This window comes from Mesorhizobium sp. L48C026A00 (assembly GCF_000502375.1).
GTDB lineage: Bacteria > Pseudomonadota > Alphaproteobacteria > Rhizobiales > Rhizobiaceae > Mesorhizobium > Mesorhizobium muleiense.
Genome location: NZ_AYWU01000020.1, coordinates 26802 through 38832, shown reverse-complemented (window position 1 = coordinate 38832; position 12031 = coordinate 26802). Strand labels below are relative to the sequence as shown.

At 60.3% G+C, this 12031-nt stretch carries 13 protein-coding genes and 1 pseudogene; 4 read left to right on the top strand and 10 right to left on the bottom strand.

From position 1 onward, the window contains the following. Nucleotides 1–45 precede the first annotated feature (45 nt). The 4 genes and pseudogenes from X738_RS0142845 to X738_RS87400 all read left to right on the top strand — a co-directional run. Nucleotides 46–948, top strand: coding sequence for a response regulator transcription factor (locus X738_RS0142845; protein ID WP_023801672.1), 903 nt, complete (start codon nt 46–48; stop codon nt 946–948). A gap of 224 nt (nt 949–1172) precedes the next feature. Next, on the top strand, nt 1173–1883 hold the full coding sequence (locus tag X738_RS69315; RefSeq protein ID WP_023801671.1) for an SDR family NAD(P)-dependent oxidoreductase: 711 nt from the start codon (nt 1173–1175) through the stop codon (nt 1881–1883). A gap of 38 nt (nt 1884–1921) precedes the next feature. Beyond that, on the top strand, nt 1922–2158 hold the full coding sequence (locus tag X738_RS69310) for a tautomerase family protein (protein ID WP_023801670.1): 237 nt from the start codon (nt 1922–1924) through the stop codon (nt 2156–2158). A 68-nt stretch (nt 2159–2226) separates the two neighbouring features. Continuing rightward, a pseudogene (locus tag X738_RS87400) lies at nt 2227–2330 on the top strand (DUF2285 domain-containing protein); the annotation flags it as partial. A 15-nt stretch (nt 2331–2345) separates the two neighbouring features. On the opposite strand, the gene X738_RS69305 reads toward X738_RS87400, so the two are convergent. The 10 genes from X738_RS69305 to X738_RS69265 form a co-directional block, all read right to left on the bottom strand. Next, complete coding sequence (locus X738_RS69305) at nt 2346–4520, bottom strand: type IV secretory system conjugative DNA transfer family protein (protein WP_023801669.1); 2175 nt, start codon at nt 4518–4520, stop codon at nt 2346–2348. A 27-nt stretch (nt 4521–4547) separates the two neighbouring features. Continuing rightward, complete coding sequence (virB11, locus tag X738_RS69300; protein WP_023801668.1) at nt 4548–5600, bottom strand: P-type DNA transfer ATPase VirB11; 1053 nt, start codon at nt 5598–5600, stop codon at nt 4548–4550. Beyond that, nucleotides 5597–7042: a type IV secretion system protein VirB10 gene (gene virB10, locus X738_RS69295; RefSeq protein WP_084833833.1), complete on the bottom strand. Its 1446-nt coding sequence runs from the start codon at nt 7040–7042 to the stop codon at nt 5597–5599. The genes virB11 and virB10 overlap by 4 nt, the downstream gene beginning before the upstream one ends. Next, a complete protein-coding gene (locus X738_RS69290) occupies nt 7042–7851 on the bottom strand; it encodes a TrbG/VirB9 family P-type conjugative transfer protein (RefSeq protein WP_023801666.1) in 810 nt (269 codons plus the stop codon). Before X738_RS69290 ends, virB10 begins: the two co-directional genes overlap by 1 nt. Beyond that, nucleotides 7848–8537 carry a virB8 family protein gene (locus X738_RS69285; RefSeq protein WP_023801665.1) on the bottom strand — a complete coding sequence of 230 codons (690 nt, stop codon included), beginning with the start codon at nt 8535–8537 and terminating at the stop codon, nt 7848–7850. The genes X738_RS69290 and X738_RS69285 overlap by 4 nt, the downstream gene beginning before the upstream one ends. A 123-nt stretch (nt 8538–8660) precedes the next feature. Beyond that, complete coding sequence (locus X738_RS88480; protein ID WP_280810830.1) at nt 8661–9215, bottom strand: type IV secretion system protein; 555 nt, start codon at nt 9213–9215, stop codon at nt 8661–8663. Continuing rightward, complete coding sequence (locus X738_RS88475; protein WP_023801663.1) at nt 9191–9697, bottom strand: type IV secretion system protein; 507 nt, start codon at nt 9695–9697, stop codon at nt 9191–9193. The genes X738_RS88480 and X738_RS88475 overlap by 25 nt, the downstream gene beginning before the upstream one ends. Nucleotides 9698–9700: 3 nt before the next feature. Further along, nucleotides 9701–9874: a hypothetical protein gene (locus X738_RS85075; protein ID WP_023801662.1), complete on the bottom strand. Its 174-nt coding sequence runs from the start codon at nt 9872–9874 to the stop codon at nt 9701–9703. 243 nt (nt 9875–10117) lie between these two features. Then, nucleotides 10118–10855, bottom strand: a complete 738-nt coding sequence (locus tag X738_RS69270) for a type IV secretion system protein (protein WP_023801660.1) — start codon at nt 10853–10855, stop codon at nt 10118–10120. 19 nt (nt 10856–10874) lie between these two features. After that, nucleotides 10875–12014, bottom strand: coding sequence for a transglycosylase SLT domain-containing protein (locus X738_RS69265; RefSeq protein ID WP_023801659.1), 1140 nt, complete (start codon nt 12012–12014; stop codon nt 10875–10877). Between the last annotated feature and the right edge of the window lie 17 nt (nt 12015–12031).

Genomic DNA, 12031 nt, shown 5'->3' with positions numbered 1-12031 from the left:
TTGCTCCCCGCCGGGCTACCGAACGCCGAACTCAGGAGCCACGCAATGGATAACCTTTTCGAAGCCAAGCGGCGAAACGTCCTCGCGATAAGGGAAGCCGCCAGCGCTTTCGGCCTTCCTGCCAAACCAGCCGAACGCACCGCACACGCGCGGGTAGGCGCGGCTCAGGGAGGTGACGCGATTCCTCTCTCTCGCATCAACCTTTCAGAAGAGACGCTTGTAAATTTGCGTCGGCGCCTGGCGGCGACCCGCTGGCCCAAGCGGGAAGCTGTCAACGACTTCTTCCAAGGCATGGAGTTGGCGCAAACTGCTGACGCGGGGTCATCTATGTCGTCGCAAGATCAACCGGTCGTTTTCGTGGTCGACGACGACGTATCGGTCCGCTTGTCGCTGGAATCGCTCATCCTTTCTGCGGGCTGGTGCCCGAAAGCTTTCGAGTCCGCTCTGGCATTCTTCTCTCACCCGCGACCTAATGTTCCGAATTGCTTGATCCTAGATGTCAATCTTCCCGATATCAGCGGGCTTGATCTGCAAAAACTCGTCTCTGCCGAGTGGACGGATACGCCGATCGTCTTCGTCACGGGGTTCGGCGATGTGGCTATGACTGTCAAGGCGATGAAAGCAGGCGCTGTTGAGTTCCTGATGAAACCATTCCACGCCGACACGCTGCTGAGCGCCGTCAAGGAGGCGCTGGAGCGCAGCAGAACCGCGCTTGAGTTTAATTTTGAGGTGCGTGCGCTGCAAGATCGCCATGCATCGCTCAGTTGCCGCGAGCAGGAGGTCATGGCTCTGGTCGTCTCCGGCCTGCTGAACAAGCAAGTGGGTTTTGAACTCGGCATAAGCGAGACTACAGTGAAGGCTCACAGGGGCCAGGTCATGCGAAAGATGAAGGCCCGCTCTCTTCCAGATCTGGTGAATATGGCCGCAAGGCTCAACTATGCGCACTAGTGGCAGACGCCGCGGGCGTCTGGCTCATTATCAGCCTACCTTTTCAACTGCAGGCCCGTGACTCGATTACGCGACTCGAAGCGTGTTCGTGCGCAACACCCGTGAACAAACTCGTCGCCCTCACCGATCCAAAGGTATCGACAACACCATCGTACAATCGACTTCGCATCTCTCGTATTACATTCAAAGTGAACAGATACAGAGCAGCCGGAAGGAGAATTACTTTGGGCAACGAACAAAAAGTCGCCGTCATCACCGGCGCGTCGCGCGGTATCGGTGCGGCACTAGTAAAAGGGTATCGAGGCTTGGGTTACCGGGTCATCGCAACGGCGCGTTCGATTGACCGGTCTGATGATGACGACATTTTGGCCATAGCCGGCGATATCGCGGAACCCGAGACGGCCGAGCGCGTAATCGCCGCAGGGATGGATCGGTTCGGGCGGATTGACACGCTCGTCAACAACGCCGGCATCTTCATCTCCAAGCCGTTCACCGGCTACACCGGCGAGGATTTCGCTGCGGTGCTGGGCGTCAACATCGCCGGGTTTTTCCACATCACGCAGCTCGCCGTCGCCGAGATGCAGAAACGTGGCAGCGGCCATATTGTGCAGGTCACGACGAGCCTGGTCGCCCATCCGAACGCGGCCTTGCCGGCGGCGCTCGCCGCGCTGACCAAGGGCGGCTTGAGCGCCGTGACCAGATCGCTCGCCATCGAATATGCGAGCCGCGGCATCCGGGTGAACGCAGTCTCGCCGGGTGTCATCAAGACGCCGATGCATCCGCTCGAGACGCACGAGGCGCTTGGCGCCCTTCATCCAGTCGGACGCATGGGTGAGATCGCCGACATCGTCGAGTCCATCCTCTACTTAGAGTCGGCGTCCTTCGTGACCGGTGAAATCCTGCATGTGGATGGCGGCCAGAGCGCCGGCCATTAAGCGAACCCAACGAGCGATCCATTTTCCGAGGAGGCACCATGCCGATCGTTACCATCCAGGTGACCCGCGAGGGCACGAAATCGGGAACGGCATCCGTCACAGCCGAGGAGAAGGCAGCGCTGATCAAGGGCGCCAGCCAGCTTCTTGCCGACGTACTGAACAAGCCCTTGGAATCGACCTTTGTCATCATCGATGAGGTCGACACTGACAATTGGGGCTGGGGCGGCTTGCCCACGCTCGAATTCCGGCGCCTGCGCGCGGCGACAGGAAGCTGACGCGGATCGGAATGTCAGTTTTCCAAACGATGACGCAATTGCTGTCGTTGCTCCTCTATAGTTCTGACCGCGAACCGGAGCGGGCACACAGGGCTTGGGAAACCCACCTGGCGCGGCGCTGGATGACGACGACCGGATGTCGTATCTTTTTCAAGGCGGCGCGCCGCACTGACTTTATAGGTCTTGACTATTCAACGCCCTGCAAGGCTGCCTCGAGATCGCGCAAGCCGGCGTCTGCTTCCGATTTATTGGCCGCTTTCCCGGCGACCTTCGCCACCCGGCTGATCGCCTCCGCAATCTTCGCCTGGGCTTCAGTCGATACAGCGTCGTTTCGTCCGGCGGCGCGCGTAATCGCGGATAGGTCTGGCTCGTTCCGGGGCAGGATTGGCCGACTGGTTAATGGTTTAGGGTGCGCTGCAATGTGGGTCGTCACGGTGACCGGGCGCGTTGGTGGGGGAGGGCGCCTGCCGGCCTTGGCCGCGAAAACGGCACCGCGCGGCCGCGTTAATGCCGGCGCCTCTTGACTCGCGCGCGCCAACCGCGGCGGAACCAACATATCGCTAAAACCAGCGCTTGGTTGTGGTGCTGCTTTCCGGCCGTCGTCCGGCTCCGTGTCCACCTTGGCGGCCGACGCTTTGAAGGCCGGAATCGGCATCCAGGCACGTTTCGACAGCTCAGAGTCGGCAAAATAGAAGTTGCGCGTGCCGAATATCGCATGCGAGCCGCGTGGAAGGATGATGCACTTGTTGCGGCTCATGGTGCGGATCTCGTCGGGGCGCATCAAGGGCCGACGGACCTCCTTCACGTGGACAGTGCGCGCGTGATGCATGTCGAACATCGTCGCTTGGGTCTTGCTGACATCCTTCTGGACTTCGGTGCGCTCGCCCAGGGTGTCGGAAATGTATTTCAGGTCTTCGGCGTCCTGCGCGCCGAAAAACACCTGGACCCGCGCGGAGTTGACCAGCGTCTTGCGGCCTTCCTCGCGGTAGATGGTGTCCACCGACTTGAGCGACTGGACAAAGAACCAGGTCGGCACGCCATAGCCGCCGAGGATGGTGGCCGCTTCCATGACATTCTCGAGTTTCCCGAGGTTCTGGAACTCATCGAGCAAGATCAGGACGCGATGCTCACCCCGCCCGGGCACCTCTTTCGCCATATAGTTCATCAGCTGCGTGATCAGGACATTGAACAATGGGCCGATCGAGCGGATTTGCTCGATACGGAAGTCGAGATAGAGCGAGACCTTTTCGCGCTTGAGATTGCGGATGTCGAACGTGCTTTTGTCGGTCGCGCGCAAAAGCCGCTCGTTCATAAACGGGTTTAGGCCCGTTCTCACGCTGCCGAATAGGCCGGAAAACTGCTTGTCCGACATGTCGGCGTAGCTGGCGAGCATCTGTAGCGTGTAGTCGGAAAGTTCCCTCGCTTCCTCGCCGCGGAGTGCCTGAATCCATTCCAGGAACGGCCGGTCGGCGCCATTCATGATGCGGAGCGCCTGGCGCAGCGTTCGCTGGCTGTCCTGGATGCGGGGCGTCTCCATGACGTAGGAGATCACGCCGGCAAAGAGCATGCGACCGTCGTCGACCCAATAGGTTTCGCCCGTCGTCGGGCGGGGAAAGAGCGCGGCGGCGATGTTGCGGATGTCGATGTCGCGCTGGTCGCTGTCCAGGCTGATGAAATCGAGCGGATTGTAGCATTCCGTCTCGCCTTTTTCGTCCGCCGGCGAGAACCGGATGACCTTGGAAAAGGTCGAACGATAGCCCGCTGTCGCCTGATAGGTCTCGCCCCGCATGTCCAGTACGACGAGCGAATCCGGCCAGAGCAGGGCATTCGGGATGACCAGTGCGGCACCCTTGCCTGATCGCGGCGGCCCGACGACGAAGCCGCCGACGTCGTCGCCATCGACCCACAGCTTTTTTCCGCCTATGAACTTCGGCTTGGTCAAGTGCCTCTTGTTGGAACCGCGTTGGGTGAACGCGCCGATGACGTTCACGAGGCTGCCGCCCACGCGGCCGATGTAGACGCCGCCGCGTTTCGTCAAGCCGGCCCGATTGACTTCCGCCAAGCTAAGAAACTTGGCGTCATTCGTCGCCTTGCGCGTCATCACCACGGTCATGACAGCCAGCACCATCACGCCAATCAGCGCCAGGCCGGCCGCATAAAGCGCCTGCTGATAGCGGCCGAGAATGACGACGTCGGCGTAGGCGCGGCGCAGCGTGGCAAAAGGATCCCGGTCGAGAGACTGGGTCAGGGCGAAGGAACCCGTTTCGTACCAATGGACGCCGGCATAGGCGATGGCGAAAAAAACAACGCCCACGGCCACGACCATGAGCGTCACGACCAATCCCTTGATGACCTGCACCATCACGCCCTCATTTCTCGCCTTCTCAGATCAGCCGAGGCGTTCGGCCTTTGTGAATTTGATCTCGCTAACGACGCGCCGGCCGGCATCCCGACGCGCGAGCTGGACGACGATCGGGATCACCTCTTTCAGGTAATCCATGATCTCGTCGCGCGAGAGTTTCACGCCGCCTTGCATGACCATCAGCGCCAGGCGCTCGTAGGCGGCGCGCGCCGAATTGGCATGCACGGTCGTCAAGGATCCGGGATGTCCGGTGTTGATCGCCTGCAGAAAGGAAAACGCTTCCGCGCCGCGCAATTCGCCGAGCAGCAGCCGGTCCGGTCGCATCCGCAACGACGCCTCGAGGAGGCTTTGCGCGTCGACCTTCGCCAAGCCTTGGTCGCCTTTGGAGGAGAGCAGGGCGACCGTATTCGGCGTGACGGGCTTCAGCTCGCGCGTATCCTCGATCGTGATGATCCGTTCGCTCGAAGGAATTAACTTCAGCAAGGCGTTCAAGAAGGTCGTCTTGCCGGTCGAAGTGCCGCCCGAAACAACGATCGACACGCGATTCTTGACCGCATGCTCCAGGAATTTCATCGGATCAGAGCCGCCGATCAGCTCAACCAGTTCCGTTTCCTCTTCCGACAAGCCGAGCTCATTGCCCATGCGCGTTTCTTCGAAGGCGCCGCGCTTGGCGTAGTCGTCGACGGTCATATCCATGATGACCTGCTTGCGGATCGAAATCGCGCCGCCGTCCGGTGCCGCCGGCGGCAGTACGAATTGAATGCGCTCGCCGCTGGGGAGTGCCGCCGACAGGATCGGCTTTTCTTCATTCACCTGTTGATTGGTCGAGCTGGCGACGAGTGTTGCGAGGTTGCGAATCCATTTCTCGGTCAGTCTGGCGTCAGCGATCCGCTCCATTTCCTTGGCGCCAAGCCGCTCGACAAAGATTTCGCCCGGCCTGTTGACGGAAAGCTCGGAAACATCGTCCTGCCGTAGCAGTTCGTGAAGCGGTTCCAGTTCCATTTCCAGAATGGGGAACTTGGCATAGGGGCTCGACGATGCGGCCGGCGAAGCGACGGCCGGGTGTTTGATCATGTTCATTTGGTCACCGGGGGTGCTGCCGGAAACCAATTGTCCTTCGGCGTCATGTAGAGGGGAACAGGGTCGATCGCGACACGCGGCTTGCCGCCGCGTTTCAGCCTCGCCAGCTCTTGCTGGACCGGATCGGCGTAGAGCTCCGAAAAATCGAGATCGCGCCGCACAAAAACGATCACTGACGTACCTTGGTCGACATAGATCGTCGGCGGGACGTTGCGCGAATCCTCGAAAGCCTCCTTGGCCAGTTCGGTCATTGTGCTTGCGGAGCGTTCGATCGCGATCTGGCGGGCTTCCTCTTCCGTCCTCTCCGGATCGATCGTGATCGTTGTCACCTCGCCGGTGATAGGATCGACACGGGTAATGGTCTCTTGGCGCCGGCCGCCGCTAGGGTCGGCGAGCGCCGAAAGGTATTCCGCCGCACCGCCAACGATCGACAGCACGATCGCCGAGCCGAAGCGCTCCAGCCAGTGCCGATCGACACGACCGGCCATGCCACCACGGCCAAGGCTGTCAGCGCCAGGCGAACCGATGTTGACCGACACGCCGTCGGACCGGATCATCCGGTTCCAGACGATAAAAACGCGCGTTTGGCCGCGAGCAATGCCGGACTTGTATTCGCCTGTCAGCCGCGACCCCTTCGGGATCAACACGCGGCGGCCGTCAAGCGAATAGACATCCTCGCGAACGATGGCCCGTACCATGCCGGGCAGGTCAGTGTTGATCGCCGTTTCAAGAAAACCGCGGATCATGGTGCCCTCGGCAATCAGGGCGTCCGTACGGTTGTTCTTTGTCGCCGTCGCCTTGGCGTTCCGACTTACTTCAGCCTGGGCGAGGAACGCCTTGTTGGGGTCCAGGTCTGCCCCGGGAACAGGAACGAGCTGCCCGTCGCCGGCGATCGCCGCGCCCGCTTCGCCCGCCGGGGCGTCCTGTTCGCCGTCGGTGACGATCTGGTTCGAACGAAGACGCTCCCACAGCGCCTTTTCTTCTTGCTCCTTGCGCTTGCGTGCCTCCTCCGCCAACCGGGCCTCTTCCTCCCGGCGACGGGCCTCTTCTTCGGCTAGCCGGCGGGCCTCGGCTTCGCGCATTTGCTGTTCAAGCAAACGGCGCTGCTCCTCGAGATCGACGCCTGGCGCGACCGTCTGGTCGACGTCGGCCGACTGTTGCGGCGGCGGTGTCTGAGGAGGCGGAATGACAATCTGGTCTTGCGGGGGCAATGCCGTCACCGGCGTCGCCGGCTCGCGCGGCTGAAAAGTCGAGGTCTCGAAAGCTTCGTCCTCGTTCGATGTCGCGTTCCGGTCGGACGGCCCGCTCGGCCAATTGATATACAACAGGCCACCGGCCAGAAGCAGCCCGATGCCGGCGACGCCGAGTTTCGTGCCCAAACCTGCACTTCGCCGGGCAACGGGACTACCACCGTCGAGCTCATGATAATCTATGTTCGACATCAGCGGCTCCTCTGATCGAACTGCCCGCGCTCGCTCTTCTTGTCGAGTTTCGACGGGCCATAAATGTCTCCAATCGGATCCGGCATGCGCTGCGATGGAGATTGACGGTTGTAGAGGCACAACGTCTTGTCGCCGGCGCGCAGGGTGAATTGCTGCGCAACCTTGTCGACGATCATGTATTCGCCTTCGGTGCGCAGGTTCACCAGAGACTCACGGCCTTTGGCTTCGACAACAAAGATCGCCGGCACGTCGCCCGTGAATTGCAGGAACATTTTCGTTCCGTCATCGAACACGACTCGCGGTTTGAGCGCGTCATCACCGCGATAGGCATAGTCGTAGTTCAACATCGACGGATCGATGTTTTTCAGCGATGGATTGCGGGCGCTTTCTTCGGCCTGGGCAAGGAGTCGCGCGTTCACGTCCTCGTCAGGGTATTTGAAGCGAACATGAAACGATGCCCTGAGCGACGGTTCGCGCGAGCCGACCAGGAGCAGGGAATAGACCCGCTTGTTGGTGACGATGTTGACGTTGGTCTCGGCCTTTTCGACTAGCGGCTTGACGAACAGGATGCCCGATCCCTTCTTCGGCACGATCGACCAACCGATCGTGTCGCCGGCCGATATCGTTTCGATAACCTCGGTCGGGCTCAGCTGGATCATCGTCGAGACGCCGATCGCCGCCTGGACCGTCACGACATTGTCGTTGTTGAAGGTGACGTAGCGAATCCGGCTGTCGCGCGAGAGCGCCGGGACCGACAACGCCAAGCAAAGTACAGCCGACAGCGCCACCGTTTTCAGGCGCCGCCTCATTGTACCGTCCTGTCGGCCGGCGCAGCGTCGGGCAGCGATTCCTGGTCACGCCGGTATTCCGTAACCTGGAAGCCTAATGGATTATCGAACCGATACTCATTTTTGAGCGGCGTGCTGGTGTAGCGGAATTTGATAACCGCCACCCAGTGCTCATGCCGGGTTGTGTTCTGCCGCTTTTCCTCGGTCGAAAGGCGGACCGTGGCTGTCGTGCGATTCAGGAACGAAACCGACTTCACCGTTACGGCGATGGTCGTGTCCATCCCATAACGCTTATCTCTGGAATTCGGATTTGATGGCGTAAATTCCCGCACAAGATCGTCGGCAGCTGCTCCGGTCGAATAGAGCTGGGCCAGATCGAAATTCGATTTGATCATGCGCGGGTCATAGGTCTCGCGCGCCCTGATGTAGCGCACGATGTTCGCCGCCGTGACCGCTTCATCCTGAGACAGGTCCCCTGGTTTCAGGGCTCGTGCAATCTCGAGGTGGCCTGTCGTTTTGTCGACAGCGACCATATAGGGTTCGTATTGCTTGAGCGGAAAAAGCAGGACGAGCGCCACCAGTGAGAGAAGCGCGATGGCGCCGAAAACCCCGGTCAGCAGCCAAGCGAATGTTCGTGATCGCCGTAAACGGCGATGGGTGTCGTCTTCCCACGATTTGCCTTGCCGGTAATAACGCTGGTCGACCAAGCCAGTTTCAGTCGGTTCGTTTGACACTTTAATTTAGCCTTGCTTTCAAGCTCGCTTCTCGCCGTCATCAGATCGCAAGCGATTGATGACAAATTCGGCGCTTTCTGCCGTCTCCCGTGGACCCTATAGCGAGGACGCGTTTTTGGCCGTCTCGCGCTGAATACTCGCCTTCCCCACATCAGCCGCAAATCGGGGGCGTCCTTCGGCTGATCTCCTAAGAAGCGAACTGCCAGCCCGCGTCGTCGGCCGCGTAACTGCGTTGTCCACTGTTCCCCTTGCCGCCCGCCGGATGCCGTGAATGGCTCCGGCGGTACCTATCGGTCCGCTCCCGGTCAAAATGCCGGCGATGATGGGTATTTGTAACAGAACATAGAACCCGACCAGCGTGACCAGCAGGAGTGGCATTACGTGAGAAAGCTTGCCGGTTATATCGGTCCCGGCGCCGCCCTCCATCGCGGAAACGGAGAGCTGAACCATGTAGTAGTAGAAACCCAGGAAGCCGTAGATCAGCAACTGCTGCACCACCAAATTCGCAGTGACGGAGAAAAAGCCTTCGGTGAATTTGAAGGAATAATTGAAGAGGGCCATGATGATCCACACCGGCCCAAGAGCCAGGATGATGAAAAGAAGGACTTTTGCAGCGATAATCGCCGCTACGGCAACGCCGATGAATAGCAGCGTAAAAATGATGATGATGATCGCCAGAAGGGCGCCGAAGAATCGGTCAACACTGACGTGTAGAGTTCCGGCACCACCCGCAACGTCGCTTCGTAGAGGGCGTCGAACATTGCCGGCACAGCATCTACCGATGAGACCTGAGTGCCGGTCGTCGACGAAATCGTTTGGACGATGCGGTTGGCCAGAACTTCCGGGATCGACTGGACGAGCGTATAGATCGTCTCGGAGAACGGCGCCCAGTTCGTGACCATCCAGTAGATGAACATCGCGCGGCCGAGGCGCCACGCGGCCTCCAGCGGCGAGGCCGTCGAGCGGCCGAAAATCTGCATGTAACCCCAAATGACCACGTAGAGGAGCAGCATCGCGAAGAACAGGTTTTCGCTATAAAGGCCGATGCGCTTGTACAGGACCTCTACAAAGCGAGCCCCGGCCTGATCGACACCGCTCAGAAGGTCGCTGATGATGGTCGAAACGGGGCTCATGTCTTATTCCGACATCACCTTGTCGAATGCCGAGTTTGCCGGCTTCAACTCGCCGCACTCGTCGTTGGCCGCATACGAGGAAATCGGGCCGCAAGGCGCCTTGAGCTCACGGCCAGGTCTTGCGCAGGCAGTTGCCAGCGCGGCGATCATCAGCGCCAAAAACACCCTAGAATTCATGAGCTTTCCCGCCGTGAGAGTCTCGATCGGCGGCACCGTTCCCCGGACCGGTGCCGGCGAACTCGCCCCCCTAAGGCATNGCCTTGAGCTCACGGCCAGGTCTTGCGCAGGCAGTTGCCAGCGCGGCGATCATCAGCGCCAAAAACCCCCTAGAATTCATGAGCTTTCCCGCCGTGAGAGTCTCGATCGGCGGCACCGTTCCCCGGACCGGTGCCGGCGAACTCGCCCCCATAAGGCATTCGCCTACTGCGAACCACCGGCATCCTTGAACGGGTTCACATCTTTGAATTGCAGCAATTTTTGTACCTGAGATTGTTGCGTCAGCCGGAATTTCAGGTCTTCGTTGAAGGCTGATACCGCGCCGTTCTGGACGCCGATCAGCTCATTGATCGAGCGCGCGGTTTCCAGCTGCATGCGCGTGTTTTCGTCCACCGAACCCTTGACGTTCTCCGCCTGACCGATCTGGCCGGTCGCCGACTGCAATGATTGTTCCCGGGTCGTCACGCCTTGGGACGCTTGCTGCGTCAGTGCGGCCAGCAGTGCCGAGGTGTTGACGCTGCCGCTGTAAAGGCTGTTCACGGTGCCTGGGTCCTCACCCTCGATGACGGCTTTCAGCTGCTTGACCAACTGCAGGCCGTTGATCACGGCGCCGGCGATCTGTTGTGCCTGACCTCCAAGCCCGCCAAAGGAAAGCGTCCCGCCATTGAGAACCGATCCGAATGATGGCGCCGACGCGATCGACATTCCCCCGCCGAGACCCTGTTGACCGATGCCGAGCGATCCGTTTCGAGTCCCGGAAAGTGCCTGGAGGATCTCCTTCGACTTCTCGAGGATGTCGTCATTGCTCTTCATGATCGAGTTGGTGTTCTCGGCGTTCTCTCGCGCGACATCCAGATTGGCGCCGTCGATGACCGCTATTTGCGCATTCCCGAGCGCAGTCGACGCGACCAGGAATAACGATGCTGCAACAGTTCGTTTCATAATGGGGGCTCCTTTCAGTCTATTGCGCGTTGCGTTGCATAATTTCCAAAGCACCCGCCGCCGCGTTGGCATTTGGAACCAGTGTGTTTTCTTCAGCGCCGCCCGGTCCCACGACGCGTTTGGCGCAGCCGGGCCACAAATGGTCCGGCACTTCCAGCTTGCCCAGGATGACGGGATCGCAGGTGAAGGGGTTTTCCGTGCCCTCACTGGTGCCGAATTTAGACACCTGAGAAAGCTTGGTGTTGCGCTGCAGAAGACGGGCGTTCAACAGGTCGTTCACCGCTGCGGAGCCCTGGACTAGCTGGTTGAGCAGGTCGGCATTCAAACCGCGCGCCGTGGAGTTTTCGTCCCAAGCGTCCATGTATTCTTCCTTGGTCCCGACACCCGCCGCCAACGTCTCGATTAGGCTGGAATACTGCGATCGCTGCGCGCCGCTTGTTTCGAGCCCGGCAGCCGTCTTGTTGACGGCATTGACACCGCCCGCCTGTGCAGCACCGGCAGCGCCGGTGCCGCTAACCTCGATGCTGAAGGGCGGCGGGGCGGCAGCTGGCGCTTTGCCCGACCCCGCATACTCATTGAAATAACCGTGCCAACGCCCGACGCCGGCCGCCCAATTGGCCTGTTCGGCCGCCGTCGAACCGTTGTAGTAGGAGGCGAGGCATGCGTAGTTCGTTCCGCCGCATTTCTTGACCGCCTGGCTCAGCAGCTTCACCCCGCCCTCGACATTCTGCTCGTTGATGTCGCGATCGAAGCCGAGGCCGCGGCCCGTCCTCTTGGTGAGCTGCATCGCGCCTTTCACGCCAGTATGGCTGCCGGCGCACGTGTCGAAGCGCGCTTCCTGGTAGGACACGGACAGCGCCAATCCTTCCGAAATGCCATACTTCTTTGCGTAGTGCCGGATGAGGGACACATTGCCCGCATCGCGTGCGAGCGCCTGTTGCGGCGAGCGCCGAAACATTTCGTTCCGGTATTTGTTCGAATAGGTGCAGACGACGGCCTTGCGCTGTCCGGTTTCAGATGTCTTGTCCTCATTGGAACTGTCGTTCTGGAACTCATCTTTTTTCCGCTCGACGAGGTTGGGATCGTCTTCAACAGCGATCTGTGCTAGACCAATGCTCGGGGCGATGAGCATCGGCGCCGTCACGGCCGTTGCGAACAATACGGCCCTCGGGCCGG